Source organism: Pantoea phytostimulans (genome assembly GCF_046118715.1).
GTDB classification, from domain to species: Bacteria; Pseudomonadota; Gammaproteobacteria; order Enterobacterales; family Enterobacteriaceae; genus Pantoea; species Pantoea phytostimulans.
The window spans coordinates 339,147-355,371 of sequence record NZ_CP173700.1; the positions used below are offsets into that span (position 1 = coordinate 339,147).

General features: G+C 54.0%; 8 protein-coding genes. 6 read left to right on the forward strand and 2 right to left on the reverse strand.

Annotation, left to right across the window (positions count from 1 at the left end):
* Window positions 1–31: 31 nt before the first annotated feature.
* Complete coding sequence (locus tag ACF2G4_RS22200; protein WP_409076304.1) at window positions 32–2,815, reverse strand: Ig-like domain-containing protein; 2,784 nt, start codon at window positions 2,813–2,815, stop codon at window positions 32–34.
* 633 nt (window positions 2,816–3,448) lie between these two features.
* On the opposite strand from ACF2G4_RS22200, the gene ACF2G4_RS22205 reads away from it, so the two are divergent.
* Complete coding sequence (locus ACF2G4_RS22205) at window positions 3,449–7,042, forward strand: autotransporter domain-containing protein (RefSeq protein WP_409076305.1); 3,594 nt, start codon at window positions 3,449–3,451, stop codon at window positions 7,040–7,042.
* Between the two features lie 270 nt (window positions 7,043–7,312).
* Here ACF2G4_RS22205 and ACF2G4_RS22210 read toward each other — a convergent pair whose 3' ends face one another.
* The gene (locus ACF2G4_RS22210; RefSeq protein WP_409076306.1) at window positions 7,313–8,320 is read right to left on the reverse strand and encodes a substrate-binding domain-containing protein; all 1,008 of its coding nucleotides are present in this window, start codon (window positions 8,318–8,320) and stop codon (window positions 7,313–7,315) included.
* Window positions 8,321–8,515: 195 nt separating this feature from the next.
* Between ACF2G4_RS22210 and ACF2G4_RS22215 the strand changes: the two genes are divergently transcribed.
* From ACF2G4_RS22215 to paoC, 5 genes are all read left to right on the forward strand, one after another.
* Entirely contained in the window at window positions 8,516–9,640 is a 1,125-nt protein-coding gene (locus ACF2G4_RS22215) for an aryl-sulfate sulfotransferase (protein ID WP_409076307.1), read from the forward strand.
* Window positions 9,641–9,694: 54 nt separating this feature from the next.
* Entirely contained in the window at window positions 9,695–11,020 is a 1,326-nt protein-coding gene (locus tag ACF2G4_RS22220) for a uracil-xanthine permease family protein (RefSeq protein WP_409076308.1), read from the forward strand.
* A gap of 448 nt (window positions 11,021–11,468) precedes the next feature.
* Complete coding sequence (paoA, locus tag ACF2G4_RS22225; RefSeq protein ID WP_409076309.1) at window positions 11,469–12,113, forward strand: aldehyde dehydrogenase iron-sulfur subunit PaoA; 645 nt, start codon at window positions 11,469–11,471, stop codon at window positions 12,111–12,113.
* On the forward strand, window positions 12,110–13,060 hold the full coding sequence (locus ACF2G4_RS22230; RefSeq protein ID WP_215844792.1) for a xanthine dehydrogenase family protein subunit M: 951 nt from the start codon (window positions 12,110–12,112) through the stop codon (window positions 13,058–13,060). The genes paoA and ACF2G4_RS22230 overlap by 4 nt, the downstream gene beginning before the upstream one ends.
* Window positions 13,061–13,063: 3 nt before the next feature.
* The gene (gene paoC / locus ACF2G4_RS22235; protein ID WP_409076465.1) at window positions 13,064–15,259 is read left to right on the forward strand and encodes an aldehyde oxidoreductase molybdenum-binding subunit PaoC; all 2,196 of its coding nucleotides are present in this window, start codon (window positions 13,064–13,066) and stop codon (window positions 15,257–15,259) included.
* The last annotated feature ends 966 nt before the right edge of the window (window positions 15,260–16,225 follow it).

Genomic DNA, 16,225 nt, shown 5'->3' on the forward strand with positions numbered 1-16,225 from the left:
ACTTGATATTGGGTGCTTTCAAACTTTATCGTTAACGTTTCGCCGTCCCATAGCACATCACCCACTGGGTCAGAAAGTAGGGTGTCGACGGTGATGATAAACTCTCAGAGGGCGCAGAGACGTTCCCTGCCATGTCGGTCACACGCACGGTCAGCACGTGCTTTCCTTCATCAAACTTATCACTGCCCGTGAACTGCCAGCTCCAGGCCCCCGTTACGGCGTCGGCACGGACGCTGCCGACAGCAACGTCACCACTATAAATCGTCACCAGGTTACCCGCCTCCGCCGTCCCTTGTAGCATCGGTTGTGCATCGTTAGTCAGCCCGGTGCCGTCGTTAGCTATCGCGCCGGTCACACCGCCCGCCACCGCGTCGGTGCTGCTGATCAGTACCGGCGTTGCGGCCTGGGTGTCGACGTTGAGGGTGATGTTTTCGGAGATCGCGGAAACGTTACCGGCCGGATCGACCGCCCTCACCGTCAGCAGGTGCGTACCGTCGCTGAAGCGCGCCCCCGCCGGATACTGCCACGTCCAGTTCGCCGTGGTGGTGACAAAGCTGCCGATCGCGTTTGCGCCGTCGTAAATCGTCACCAAGCTGCCCGGCTCCGCGCTGCCGCTGATAACCGGGCGGCTGTCATTGGTCAGCCCGGTGCCGTCGAGGGCAATCGCGCCGGTCACACCGCCCGCCACCGCGTCGGTGATGCTGCTCAGCACCGGCGGCGCGGCCTGCGTGTCGACGTTGAGGGTGATGCTTTCGGAGGTCGCGGAAACGTTACCGGCCGGATCGACCGCCCTCACCGTCAGCAGGTGCGTACCGTCGCTGAAGCGCGCCCCCGCCGGATACTGCCACGTCCAGTTCGCCGTGGTGGTGACAAAGCTGCCGATCGCGTTTGCGCCGTCGTAAATCGTCACCAAGCTGCCCGGCTCCGCGCTGCCGCTGATAACCGGGCGGCTGTCATTGGTCAGCCCGGTGCCGTCGAGGGCAATCGCGCCGGTCACACCGCCCGCCACCGCGTCGGTGATGCTGCTCAGCACCGGCGGCGCGGCCTGCGTGTCGACGTTGAGGGTGATGCTTTCGGAGGTCGCGGAAACGTTGCCGGCCGGATCGACCGCCCTCACCGTCAGCAGGTGCACGCCGTCGCTGAAGCGTGCGCCCGCCGGATGCTGCCACGTCCAGTTCGCCGTGGTGGTGACGAAGCTGGCAATCGCATTTGTGCCGTCATAAATCGTTACCCGGCTGCCCGGCTCCGCGCTGCCGCTGATAACCGGGCGGCTGTCGTTGGTCAGCCCGGTGCCGTCGAGGGCAATCGCGCCGGTCACGCCGCCCGCTACCGCGTCGGTGATGCCGCTCAGCACCGGCAGCGCGGCTTGGGTGTCGACGTTGAAGGTGATGCTTTCGGAGATTGCAGAAACGTTGCCGGCCGGATCGACCGCCCTCACCGTCAGCAGGTGCGTACCGTCGCTGAAGCGCGCCCCCGCCGGATACTGCCACGTCCAGTTCGCCGTGGTGGTGACGAAGCTGGCAATTGCGTTTACGCCGTCGTAAATCGTTACCCGGCTGCCCGGCTCCGCGCTGCCATTGATAACCGGGCGGCTGTCGTTGGTCAGCCCATTGTTGCCGATGTGATTGCCGCCCTCTATGCCACCGCTGACGTTATCCAGCGCAGTGCTAATGCTGACGTCCGGCGCAACCGTATCAATAGTGATGGGATAATCCACGGTCGGCAGACTGGTGTTGCCGACCGTGTCGGTGGCGGTGGCGGAGAAGCGATGCTCACCCTCACTTAACGTAGGTGCCTGGAACGCCCAACTGCCGTCGGCACCAGCGATAACACTGCCGACTACCCGACCATCAATACTGATTTCAATAAGTGCACCGGGTTCCGACTGGCCGCTTAACAGCGGCTGGTTATCGTTGGTTAGCCCGCCGGAAGAAATGTTGCTGGTCAGGTCACCGACGTCATCTGTCACGCTGTCAATCGAGACCGCAGGCGGTGTCAGATCAATATTCAGCTCAAACTTAACGGACGCTGGGCTAACCTTGCCCTCGACGCTGGTTTCCGTTGCTGTTAGCTGATACGTGCCTTCAGAGAGGGACAGCCGCGTAAATATCCAACTGCCATCCTCGCCAACCACGGCCGAACCCTGCAGCTCACCGTTCGCGTAAATATGAATAATGTTGCCAGGTTTACTGCCTTGGCCGCTGATATCAGGCGACGGGTCGTTGGTTACGGCCCTCTGTTGCAACGAACCAGTGACGCTGCCGAAATTATCATGGCCTTGGACAATAGTCGGTGCTGGGATTTTTTCAGCCGGGCCGCTGTGCTGGTTCTGCATGGCAAGAACGACGCCGCCAAGGCCCAGTAAACCGGCAAAGGCGGCCGCCGCCTTGAGAAAGCCGTAGTCATTTATCGGATAAAAAGCCTCGAGCGGACCCGCGGAATTGCGGCTCATAACCATCACGGCACTGTAATTATCTTCGAATGCTTCTGCTTCCCCGCTGACGGCGTCGGCGCTGACGTACTCATGTAGATCACCGCGGGCGTCAACGCCCAGTACATCGCCTGGCTGCTCGTAGTACTCAAGAATAATCAGTTGCGGCTGCTCATCGCCGTCAATGCGGACTTCAAGATGATTGTCTTTACGGCTCAATTTCAGCTTATCAGGACCTGAGGCGTCTTTCGTTGCCCCTTGGGTAATGAGATAGCGGTTGCCCGCAACAGCGTTGAGATGAAACGGCTTGCCCTGAGGCAACGTCACGCGTTGAGACGCCATGCCGTCGTTGAGTAAGGTCAGATTCAAAGGGATGTTTGTCATTTTCTTGTCCCAAAAAAAAGTAACAGGCCAGCCCGTTAATTTGAACGACCTGGAGAATTACAGAATTTTCTCAGAGACAAGAGCGAGGATGTATAAGACGAAACTCGAATTTAGTGAGTTTCTCATTTTTCGCCACAATCTTGATGAGTAAGTTTAGATGTGGCATTGTCGCGAACCGTAGCTTTTCCCGTCACGACGTCCCGTCGACAGCTAAAAGATGTGCCCACCAAGAACCTACACTTTACGCATCTCATTCTTTACAGCAGGAGTAACGCGATAAGTCGACGCTAACTGATTTGTCTTCCTTTTCAACGGAATAAAGTTCTATCAACACGGCTTTTATAAGTACCTTCATCAACCGAAAACGGGGCCCTGCAATCGCACAAGAAAGCAGTAAGTTGTGCTGCAAATCAATCCATCCTGCCCTAACCACCCATGTTAATCTGAAAAATAGGACCATTCCTATTTAACAAAAACTATAAACTATTCCTTGGGTGAATAATGGCGCGTTACGACCTCAGGCTGCACAACGCAGCCAGTTTCGTTTTTACTTTTCTCGTTTTGTTCGCATTCCCGTTCTCATCCGCGTACGCCCTGTCGAACGGATGTTCGGCTGTTAATGCGCTTTCTGGTTTGACGTCCCTGTCATTTACTTCCAATGCGTATCCCGCATCAGATTTTGATGTCAGCGATGCCCTGACAGTCAGTTTCACCGACAGCGGAAGCGGATATGGTGGCAATGTGATGAGCGCTGACAGCATCGGTGTCGCAGGTTACAACTACAGCAATTCTCAGACATACAATGCCGCCAACGCTACCAGTACTTCACCTCATACCGTCACCATAAATCTGGCAGCAGGCACTCTCGCTTCCAGCGGGCTTCGAGTTCGCCTCACCACAACCTATGGGGAACTCAGTAACGTCGTTTTCAGCTGCACTGGCAGCATTGCAGTATCCAGCGATGCAGCGCTAAGCGGCCTCTATCTCTCTGCAGGCACACTCTCACCGTCGTTCAGCTCAGGTACGACAAGCTATGTGGCCTCTGTTGCGAATAGCGTATCTTCCATCACCGTTACGCCTCTTACCGCTGATTCCAGTGCGACTGTCACAGTAAACGGTTCAGTAATAACATCCGGTTCCGCTTCTTCGGCGATCGGCCTGTCATCAGGCGTAGCAACCAGCATTCCGGTGGTCGTGACAGCACAGGACGGGACAACTACCCGCTCTTACACACTCACCGTGACGCGTGAAGAAGCCATGCCGATAGCAAATAACGCTACAGCAACGGTTGCGGCGAACAGCACAAACAACGCGCTTACACTGTTGATCAGTGGCGGCACGCCGGTGTCGGTTGCTGTAGCAGCACCGCCTTCACATGGCACCGCAACGGCCTCCGGCACCCAGATCATTTACACGCCAAACGCCGGATATTCAGGCAATGACAGCTTTACATACAACGCGACCAATAGCGCGGGAACCTCTGCAAATGCCACGGTCTCTTTATCCGTCACCGCGCCAGTATTAACCTTCTCACCAGCAACGAGTGCGCTTCCGGCCGCTACGCTTAATAGCGCGTGGACGCAGACGCTGACTGCTTCTGGCGGCTCTGCGCCTTATACGTGGACCGCAACCGGCCTGCCCGCAGGTATCACACTAGACAGCACCACGGGTGTGCTTTCAGGTACGCCCACTGCGACGGGCAGCTTTACCCTTAGGGTCATCGCAACCGACAGCAATAACGCCTCCGGTACTGTCAATTACACATTGAACGTAAGCGAAGCGTTACCGATTGCCCGTGCTATCGCGGCAACAGTCAGTGCCAACAGCAGCAATAATACTCTTCCGCTGGCACTATCTGGCGGTGTTGCCACTGCGGTAAATATCGCTAACGCACCTGCACATGGCACCGCAACCGCTTCTGGCATCGCGATCACCTATACCCCAAACCCCGGATATTCCGGCAGCGATAGCTTCACCTATAATGCGACAAATAGCGCAGGAAGCTCTGCCAACGCCACGGTTTTACTGACCATTACAGCAACGCCACTGACTTTCACACCGGCGGGTGGTTCCTTCCCGGACGCAACAGTGGGCAGCGCCTGGTCACAGACTGTGGCCATTTCTGGTGGTACTTCACCCTATACCTACAGCGCCAACAGCCTGCCCGCTGGCATTACGCTCAACAGTGCCAGCGGCGTGTTTTCGGGCACACCAACGCTCGCAGGCAATTACAACTTTCAGGTGACGGCGACCGATAGCGCCGGTTCTGGCAGTACCGTCAGCTATACCCTGAATGTGAACGAGGCGGTGCCGGTTGCCAGCGCAGTCATGGCCAGCGTAGGTGCGGGGAGTTCAGATAACGCCATCACACTCAGCATTGCAGGAACAGTCACAAGCGTCGCGGTGATTCGGCAGGCCAGTCACGGCACCGCCATCGCCGCAGGTACCCGCATTCGCTACACCCCGGTCAGTAACTACACCGGTAGCGACAGTTTTACCTACACGGCAACCAATGCATCTGGCACCTCCCAAGAGGCCAGTGTTTCCCTGAATGTGGCGGCGGCCACGCTCGTGATGGTTCCCTCCAGCGGTGCATTGCCGGAGGGAACGGTCGGTAAGGCTTATTTGCAACGTTTCAGCGCTTCAGGTGGAACCGCACCCTACCGCTGGCAGATGAGCGGGACTTTGCCCCAAGGTCTGACATTCGCCAATGGTGAACTGCAGGGTACTCCGACAACGGGGGGTTCTGCTTCATTTACCCTGACCGCAACAGATGCAAATGGAGAGACAACACAGGCGGCTTATTCACTGGCGATCAATAACGCCGCACCGGTGGCGGCTAACCACAGTGCCTCACTTTACGCCGGACAGTCGGTGAAGGTGAATCTGGTTGACGGTGCGACCGGTGGCCCCTTCATCGCGGCACGTTTGCTGGATAAGCCAGAGAGCAACCTCGGCACCGCCTCCATTCAATCATCCGGTACGTCATATCAATTGTTGTTCACTGCCGCCGCACAGGCTAGCGGCACCGTTGCCCTGCGTTATGAACTGTCGGCGCCTTCCGGCACCACCCAGCCCGCACAGATCACGCTGACCATTGCCGCCCGTCCCAATCCCACGACAGATGCGGACGTGATTGGCCTCATTAGCGCTCAGGTTCAGGCTGCGCAGAACTTCGCACGCGCCCAGATACGTAATTTCAATGACCGCCTGGAACAGCTGCACAGCGGGGTGAATCTGCCTTCCAGTCACAATGGTCTCCGTTTCAATATGCCAACCAGTCGCCCTGAGCGTGATACGGATAAAGATCTGTGGGCCAGCGCCTGGCATCAGCAGCAAAATTACCAGGATGAACATGCACAGCCGCCGCCGTCGCCGTTTGCCAGCAGTCATGACGGTGAACGCCTCTCTTACTGGACCGGTGGCTATATCGATTTTGGCAGCGATAAAGATGACAGCGTGCGATTCAGCCACACGATGGTGGGTATCACGACCGGTGCCGATTATCGCTTCACTCCGGCCTTTACCGCCGGGATGGGGTTGGGCTTTGGCCGCGACGTGAGTGATGTCGGTGATTCAGGTTCTCGGGACAATGGCCGTTCGCTTAGCTCGGCAATCTATGGCAGCTGGCATCCAGATGCGTTCTTTATTGACGGACTGCTGGGTTACAGCAGTCTCGAGTTCGACAGCAAGCGATACGTCAGCGAATCAGATGCATTCGCGCGCGGCAATCGTTCAGGGCGTCAGGTGTTCAGCTCTCTGACCTCTGGCTACGCCTTCCGCACGGTTAACAGCCTTATCTCACCCTACGCACGCCTACAGTATTACCGTACCTGGCTGGATGGCTACGCCGAGTCGGACGCGGGGGCATTCAATCTGGCGTTTGCCCCACAGCGTTTCACTCAGGTAGTGACCACGACGGGTCTGCGCGGCGAGCACAGCGTGCCGACCACCTGGGGCTTTGTGAAACTGCAAAGCCGCCTGGAATATTCACAGCTAATAAATGATAACGGTAGCGCCCGGGTGGGCTATGCCGATGTGGGCAATGACACCTGGAGTATGTCGCTGTATGAGCAAAGCAAACAGACACTGGCGCTGGGTGTGGGCATCGATTTTGTGCTGCCACATGAAATCACGCCGGGGATCGCTTATCAGGCAACCCTTGGAATGGATGAACAGCAGACGCGAGCACAGACGATTATGGTGCGGGTGAATATCGGATTCTGAGTGCGTGCGTGTTTCCTCAACAAGCATCTCTCTTTCGGAAGCATTAAGCTGATAAAAATCGACCTGTGCCTGACCGAGACGTTTAAGCAACTCATCCAGTTAACGCTGTAAATGACGGTGTGATAGCCCGGAATCATTTACGTCAGCGCTGGCGTCTGACGGGCAGCCAGCCCGCGCTTTACGGTTAAGGGAGGCGAGAGTTGATGCCAGGCGGAGTTTCATAAACGTGCCACCCTCTTGTGGTCATTACTTTGCACAATCTCCTGGATATCAGGTTCGGGTTGAGGCTCTTATTATCAGTTCGGGCCTCTGTCCAGCACTACTGAGAACCTGATGCCCCGCCAAAACGTCAAACAGCAGCGTAATGGCCTGACGGGCGACCTCATCAAGGTGCAGGTTCAACGCCGTTAGCGGTGGCTGGGATTCTCGTGCCCGAATGCCATCATAGCGAGTCACTAACCGCATCCTTTGCGGTATCTCCGTCGCTGTTTCATGAAAGGCGCGGATGGCTCCGCTGGCAAAGGTATCCACCAGAATCAGTACGCCATCCACCTCGGGATTATCCTGCAGCAACTGGCGCGTAGCCTGATAACCGGCAGTTTCGCCCTGCTCTTCATCAAGGTAATAAATCACCGGCGTCTGCCGTCCTTCGCACCAGAGGCGATAGGTGGCTTCCGTCTCCAGCGTGGAGGTGCGGCGTATGTTGCCGACAAACAGCGCGCATTGACTCGCGCCTTCCGCCGCCAGGTGCGTTAGTAATAAATCAGCCGTCGTCGCTGAATGCAGATCAACCCAGGGCACTGGCGTGGTTGTTCCCGGCGTACGGCCAATGGTGACACAAGGGATCCCCGCCTGTTCCAGCGCCAGCAGCTGCGGATCGTTTTCAGCGGGTTCAAGCAGAATAGCGGCATCGAAAGTTACGGTATCCAGCGGGTTCTTGCCTGGCGGCACAAGTATCAGCGCGTGCTGTTTTTCCAACGCCATAATCGCCGCGGTGAGCGCAACCTCCATCATAAAGCCCAGTTTTGATGCCCCGGAAGCAATAGACAGCGGTAACGATGAGAGCAGCGCAATCGTATTGGTTTTTCCGGTACGCAGCTGGCGAGCGCGAATATTCGGTGTGTAGTTCAGCGCCTGGATCGCCTGTTCAATACGTTGTCTTGTCTCAGGTTCAACAAAACGGGTGTTATGAAGCGCATTGGATACCGTACCCGGGGAAACGCCGGCCAGGCGTGCAACATCAATCAACTTTGCGCGTTTTTTATCTTGTACTGGCATGGTGTTGGTAATCCCCGGCATTTTTCGGTCAGGGTAACACATTTCCTCAAGTATAAATTTCAGACCTAATTCATAACAAAATCATATTACTGAATGGCTGTTCAGAGGTAGCGCTTGAGCAGAAGTTAATGTCTACTATTTCCATTAAAACGTTTTAATGACGAATTTAGCGACAGATCTTTTATAGGAGCTTACGTGGCATACTCAAATCAGGATCCCTCTTTTACGCTCGGACGCCGTCCAACCGGACTGACTTTCGCGGATAAAGCAAAAAGCTTTGGCGGTTATACTCTTTTCGCCCCACAAACAGCCGACGGTCGAGTCTATCTGATCGATGACGAAGGAGAAGTTGCGCATCAGTGGCAATTACCGGTCCGTGCCGGACGGGATGCTGTTCTGCTTCCTAACGGCAATCTGGGTTATAACGGGAGCCACCGTAACTCAGCGCAACTCTACCCGGCGTGGGATCTGTGGCACGGCGGTGATTTCTATGAAGTCACACCAGATAATGAAGTGGTGTGGCATTACGAAGATATTTTTCACCACCATGACGCGCAATGGCTGGCGAACGGTAATCTGCTGTATACCACGGCAGCCCCCTTACCCGCAGAAATAGCGGCACGCGTGACAGGCGGCGATCCGCGTCGCGATGCACCCGACGGCATCATTCAAAGCGATATCGTAAAAGAGGTCACTCGAGAGGGAAAAGTCGTTTGGGAATGGCGTGCCTGGGAGCATCTGGCGCCGGAGGATTTCCCGGTCCATGACATTTTTGACCGCCGCCACTGGCCGATGATTAACGGTTTGTCTGTTACCCGAGATGGCCTTGTACTGATGAGTCTGCGCACCACCTCTGGCGTCATCGCGGTGGCGAAAGAGAGCGGTAAGGTTGTCTGGCACGCCGGCCCGGATGTTGTCGCTCAACAGCATACCCCGGTTGAGATGGAGAATGGCTCGATTCTGGTTTTTGATAACGGCAATCTGCGCCCCGGAGTGACCTCACCGCACTCGACGATACTGGAGTTTGATCCCCAGACTAAAGCCATCACATGGCAGTATCGCGACATTTTTCCGCCCGCTTTTTTCTCACCCTATATGGGAAGCGCGCAGCGACTGGCGAATGGCAATACGTTTATCTGTGAGTCAGCATTTGGCCGCCTGTTTGAAGTGACGCCGCAGGGTGAAACGGTGTGGGAATACATCATCCCGCATTTCAATGAATACCCGGAACATCTCAGTAACGGTGTTATCCCCGGCAAGCATAACAGCACGTTTCGCGCACATCGCTATAGCGCAGATGCCATTCCGTGGCTGAAATAACCTTTCTCCGCCAGCCTGTGCTGGCGGTTATTTTAAATGTTGATGGGAGGCAATATGCCGCTACCTGATTCCGCAGCACCGGATAATGAAGCCTTGCCCTGGCAAACTAAGCTGTTGCTGGCGATTCAGCATGTAATGGTTGTCGCAGCCACACCGATCACCGCGGTTTTCCTGATTGCAAATGCACTCAATTTCACTGATGCGATCACCCTCTCGGTACTGAGCGCGACGTTTCTGATGTGCGGCTTGGGTGCAATCTTACAAAGCCTTGGCATCGGAAGTTTCGGCGCACGGCTGCCGTTTATCATGGTTCCGGGCGGTGCTCCAATAGCGATTTTCATTGCGATCGCTTTGCAGACCACTATCCAGACGGCAATTGGCGCAGTGATATTAACGTCGCTGTTTTACTTTATCGCCCTGCCCGTTTTCCGCCGCTTCCTGCACCATTTTCCACCGTTTATCATTGGTATTATGTTGCTGCTGGTCTCCGTTAACTTGATACGTCTGTATGGCGGGCTCATTACTGCGCATCCAGCCAATGCTCATTTCGCACCGTCAACCAGCATTTTGTTGGCGCTGGGTACTATCCTGATCACGCTGGTTTTTGCGCTTGTCTTTACCGGTATTCTGCGTCAGCTTTCAGTGATGTTTGGCCTACTGGCGGGAACGTTGCTCGGCATCCTGCTCGGCGTGACTGACTTTAGCGGTGTCAGCCACGGCCCGCTGCTAAGCGTACCGCAGTTTTTCCCGTTCGGCTGGCCGGTATTTAATATTTCAGCCTCGCTGCCTTTACTTATTTACGCCGTTATCTCTATGGCTGAAGCAACCGGGCAAACGATTGCGACAGCTGAGATCGTTAATTCTACTCAAAACGTCCATAAAACGATCCCACGGACTATTCGTGGAGATGCCATCATGTCGCTACTTGGCGGGATTTTCGGAACCTCTCTTATTATCACTTCCGGCGAGAATATCGGCGTTGTGCGTACAACCAACGTAAAATCACGCCACGTCACAGCGATAGCTGGCCTACTGTTGATCCTGATTGCCGTGTTTTCACCTCTGGTACGCCTTGCAGCCGGCTTGCCCGGCCCGGTTGTTTGCGGCACGGCTGTCATTGTCTTCAGCATAATTGGGGTGATCGGAATCGAAATGATTTCCCGTGAATCGCTGCATATGCCGGGTAAAACCTATGCATTAGCCAGCGGGTTGGCCATGGGAATGTTGCCGATCCTTGTCCCTGGCCTTTATCAGAATTTACCCTCAGCCGTACAGATGGTTCTGGGTAACGGCATGGCTGCCGGAACCCTGACCGCAATCATCGTAAATTCGCTGTTTTTAATGAGCGAAAAACGGACTGTAGCAAGGGTAAATCGGTGAGTTTAGAGGGCTGCTGCAACGCGCTGAACAGTTGTTTAAAATATCAAACGCTCAAGTGATGTAGATACCCTATCACCCGTTATTACACATTGAGGATACTTGTTAGTTTTAACAAGTATCCTTTTTAACAACTCACTGACAGTAGCCTTCCCTCTTCAGCCGATGCCCGCACAACAATGCCGCGTGTAGAGACTGAAATACACATTCATTCAGGCCATGATCCCGCGTCACAAAGGCAATTGCAGCGCGGGGGAATGCGTTCGCCGGAATATGTGCCTCTCATTTCAATGAATCAAAATATCGGTTATCAGCCCTGTTCATAAAGCCATGTAGACAATACGGATAATTCTTTTGAAGATGCCGACTATGCTTAACCTTCAATAATTTTTCAAAAACCGTTTTATTCCAACTTTTGTCCATTGTCTTTTTTAATTACTGGAGGTTTGGCATGAGCAGCCAACGCGAGACAAAACCTCACCACAATGCGGTCGGTGAAAAACTCAGGGCCGCGTCCGCCGCCACAGTATCGTCAGATGCTGCTTTTGGCGTTAATGCATCCTCAGCAACACCCCCGCCTTCGTTAGAGAAAATCTCACTAAAAGTGAACGGCAATCATCAACAGCTGGAAGTCGATACCCGCACCACACTGCTTGATGCACTACGTGAACATTTTAAACTCACGGGAACGAAAAAAGGGTGTGACCACGGTCAGTGTGGCGCCTGTACGGTTATCGTTAATGGGCGACGGATCAACGCTTGCCTCACCTTGGCGGTCATGCAGCACGATGCTGAGATCACCACCATTGAAGGTCTGGGCACGCCTGAAAAGCCGCATCCTTTACAGACGGCGTTCATCAAGCATGACGGCTATCAGTGTGGCTACTGCACACCCGGTCAGATCTGTTCAACGGTTGCGGTTCTTGAAGAAATCAAAGCGGGCATTCCCAGCCACGTCACGCACGATCTGGTTTCCACGCCTGAAGTCACTGCCGATGAAATACGTGAGCGTATGAGCGGTAATATCTGCCGCTGCGGTGCCTATTCCAACATTCTTGCTGCGATTGAAGAGTTTGCGGAGGGGCAAAAATCATGAAAGCTTTCACCTATGAACGGGTAAAAACCCCCGTTGAGGCAGCTGCCAGTGCGCTGCAACATTCAGGGGCTAAATTCATTGCGGGCGGAACCAATTTGCTCGACCTGATGAAGCTTGAAATCGAAGCGCCATCCCATCTGATTGATGTTAACGGCCTTGAACTGGATAAAATCGAAGCGACTCAGGAAGGTGGGCTACGCATTGGTGCGCTGGTTCGTAACACCGATTTAGCCGCAGACTCTCGAGTTCGACGCGATTACGGCGTGTTATCGCGCGCTTTGTTAGCAGGCGCCTCTGGACAGTTGCGCAATCAGGCGACAACAGCAGGTAATCTGCTTCAACGTACCCGTTGTCCTTACTTCTATGACACCAATCAGCCCTGCAATAAACGACTACCGGGTAGCGGATGCGCTGCACTTGATGGCTTCAGTCGTCAACATGCTGTCGTAGGTGCAAGCGATGATTGTATCGCCACCCATCCCAGCGACATGGCCGTCGCTATGCGTCTGTTGGATGCAGTCGTGGAAACCGTCAGCCCGGATGGGAGTGAACGCACTATCCCCATTGCTGATTTTTATCGTGCGCCGGGAAACACCCCTCATCTGGAAACCGTCTTGCATCCCGGGGAGCTTATTATTGCGGTCACCCTTCCCCCACCGCTGGGTGGAACGCATATTTATCGTAAAGTGCGCGATCGCGCCTCTTATGCGTTTGCTCTGGTGTCAGTCGCCGCCGTCATATTTCCTGATAAATCAGGCCGCGTTGCGCTTGGCGGCGTTGCCCATAAACCGTGGCGGTTAGAGGACGCGGATAAAGAAATTATTCATGGCGCTCAACCGGTATGCGATCGGCTCTTCGCCAGCGCGCAACCCACCGCTGAAAACGAATATAAGATCACTCTGGCGAAGCGTACGCTCGCGTCGGTACTGGCGGAAGCGAGAGGATAAATGATGAAATTCGAAAAGCCCGCAGGGAATAATCCCATTGATCAGCTCAACGTGGTTGGTCAGCCGTTAAGTCGTATAGATGGCCCATTGAAGACATCCGGTTTAGCGCATTATGCCTATGAATGGCATACCGAAGCCCCCGATGCAGCTTATGGTTATGTTGTCGGCGCCCCTATATCAAAAGGCAAAATCACTGCCGTCGATACCCAGGCAGCGAAGCGTGCACCCGGTGTGCTTGCCGTCGTCACCGCTGAAAATGCTGGCCCACTGGATAAAGGTGAGAGAAATGCTGCCCGGCTGCTGGCTGGCGACAACATTGAACACTACCACCAGGCTGTTGCACTCGTGGTAGCGGAGACGTTTGAACAGGCACGCGCAGCGGCGACGCTGGTTAACGTTCAGTACGAGCGTGAGCCCGGTGCCTATGATCTCGCACATGAAAAACCCACCGTAACGACGCCTCCCGAAGGCGAGACCGATAAAAAGGTCGGTGATTTTGACAGCGCTTTCGCCACGTCTGAGGTCAAGTTAGATGCGCAATACACGACGCCTGACCAAAGTCATATGGCCATGGAACCTCACGCTTCTATGGCTATCTGGGAGGATGACAAACTTACTGTCTGGACATCTAATCAGATGATTGATTGGTGTCGTACCGATTTGGCCAAAACGCTCAATATGCCTGTAGAGAAGGTACGCGTGATTTCGCCCTATATCGGTGGTGGATTTGGCGGCAAGCTGTTTCTGCGTAGCGATGCGCTACTGGCAGCGCTGGGGGCGCGCGCGATAAATCGCCCCGTTAAGGTCATGCTGCCAAGACCCATGATTCCGAATAATACGACCCACCGTCCGGCAACCATTCAACACATTCGTATCGGCACAGATCGCGACGGCCATATTACGGCCATCTCACATCAAAGTTGGTCTGGTAATCTACCGGATGGCACGCCAGAAACAGCGGTTCAGCAAACAGAGTTGCTTTATGCTGGCGCTAATCGCCTGACAGGATTGCGTTTGGCGAAGCTCGATCTTCCCGAAGGGAACGCAATGCGAGCACCGGGCGAGGCGCCAGGAATGATGGCACTGGAGATTGCGATTGACGAAATCGCAGAAAAAGTGGGCATGGATCCCATCGCGTTTCGCATTCTCAACGATACCCAGGTCGATCCCGCTAATCCCGATCGCCCTTTCTCGCGCCGTCAGCTGGTTGAGTGCCTTAAAACCGGAGCGGAGCATTTTAACTGGAGCCGCCGCAACGCTAAACCGGCAATGGTCAGAGAGGGCCGCTGGCTGGTAGGAATGGGCATGGCGGCAGGCTTTCGTAATAATATGGTGGCAACATCGGGTGCACGCGTGCATCTGGATGATAAAGGCACCATTACCGTCGAAACCGACATGACCGATATCGGCACCGGCAGCTACACTATTATCGCCCAGACGGCAGCAGAAATGATGGGTGTCTCCATTGACCAGGTCGTTGTGCGATTGGGGGATTCGAGCTTTCCGGTTTCTGCAGGCTCAGGCGGTCAATGGGGAGCAAACACCTCTACGTCAGGTGTTTATGCGGCCTGCGTGAAACTCCGCGAGACTGTCGCAGCCAAACTTGGGTTTGACCCCCAAAATGCCACCTTCAGTGATGGTCAGGTACATGACGGAAACCGCAGTGCACCGCTTGCTGCTGCTGCTCAAGCTCCCCTTACCGTAGAGGACAGCATTGAGTTTGGTGATCTCGATGAGCAGTATCAGCAGTCAACGTTTGCAGGGCACTTCGTTGAAGTCGGGGTTGATATTGCAACGGGTGAAGTCAGAGTTCGCCGCATGCTGGCGGTTTGCGCAGCCGGTCGTATTCTCAATCCCAAAACCGCACGAAGCCAGGTGATTGGTGCAATGACGATGGGCCTCGGTGGGGCATTGATGGAGGAGCTGATAGTCGATAAGCGACTGGGCTATTTTGTAAACCACGATATGGCCGGCTATGAAGTGCCCGTTCATGCCGATATTCCTGAGCAGGAGGTCATTTTTCTGGATGACACCGACCCTATCTCCTCGCCCATGAAAGCAAAAGGTGTGGGTGAGCTGGGTTTATGTGGTGTCAGTTCGGCCATCGTTAACGCGATCTACAACGCCACCGGCGTTCGTGTGAGAGATTATCCGGTAACACTGGATAAGCTACTGAAGGGACTTCCCGCCTTGGCATAATATGCGTTATCACAGGCTTGTCAGTTATCCAGCAATGTAGCAAGGATGCTTAAACAGCGGACAAGCCTGGACTGACCTTCCAGGCATGTCAGCGCTGGGCATTCATATTGGGATATTTGTAACCGTTTAGCGTATCTACCGGTGTCTTGAGATTTCCTGAACTGATTTAATGTGTGATTTTCCGATACTGCCGGGACGGGCAAGTATCTGACGGGAAAAACACGGGACGGCTTTTTATCATATTTTTTTCATACAGAGCATTTTGACGTTGCTACGCGAAAATTGCGCCGGTTTCAGGACTCATAGCCGCGAGAATCGTAAGCGACAAGGGTATCAGTTTGGCTACCACCAGCCATTTAAATAATTTTTTACACTCGACTTTCCCCGCGTTACCAGACTCCTTGAAAAACTGGACTCGCCTTGGCTGCGGGCTAGGGGTATTAATCGCTTTTAAAGGATGATGTAACTAGTTTCATTACTTTCCTTTCCTTTGATAAGACTGATTAATTTACAAGCCCAAAATCACTCCCTTAACGTTATGCGTGCGATGAAAACAGCCAACGGAGCAAGACATAATGTTGACTTAATCATTGCCAATTTTACGTAACTACCGCCTGAATCGTGTAATAAGGAGTCCGCTTGAAAAACGGAAATTATCCCAGGCAAAGCGCGTTATTTATTCTTGGCTCAATCAAGTGACCGCACCTGCAAAATGTTATGCAATACACTGCCCTCGCCGCCAACAATACATATGCGTGCTCTTAGTGCGCACTAACTGATGACATTTAGGTTATGACATTCATACTCATGACATATAGATAATGACATAAGGAGATTTGAGGAGGAATTTACCCTGTGACATTTGCGTATACTCAAATGTCATAATAAAATGATAACAACTGCAATATTAATCGGTAGAATTCACTCAAAAACATCTCGTTTGTTTATTTGTGTTTTATAACTTTG

Excerpts from the sequence above, each read along its gene's own strand:
- ACF2G4_RS22200 (WP_409076304.1), bottom strand. The coding sequence starts at position 2,815 with ATGACAAACATCCCTTTGAATCTGACCTTACTCAACGACGGCATGGCG.
- ACF2G4_RS22210 (WP_409076306.1), bottom strand. The coding sequence starts at position 8,320 with ATGCCAGTACAAGATAAAAAACGCGCAAAGTTGATTGATGTTGCACGC.
- ACF2G4_RS22220 (WP_409076308.1), top strand. The coding sequence starts at position 9,695 with ATGCCGCTACCTGATTCCGCAGCACCGGATAATGAAGCCTTGCCCTGG.
- paoA (WP_409076309.1), top strand. The coding sequence starts at position 11,469 with ATGAGCAGCCAACGCGAGACAAAACCTCACCACAATGCGGTCGGTGAA.
- ACF2G4_RS22230 (WP_215844792.1), top strand. The coding sequence starts at position 12,110 with ATGAAAGCTTTCACCTATGAACGGGTAAAAACCCCCGTTGAGGCAGCT.
- paoC (WP_409076465.1), top strand. The coding sequence starts at position 13,064 with ATGAAATTCGAAAAGCCCGCAGGGAATAATCCCATTGATCAGCTCAAC.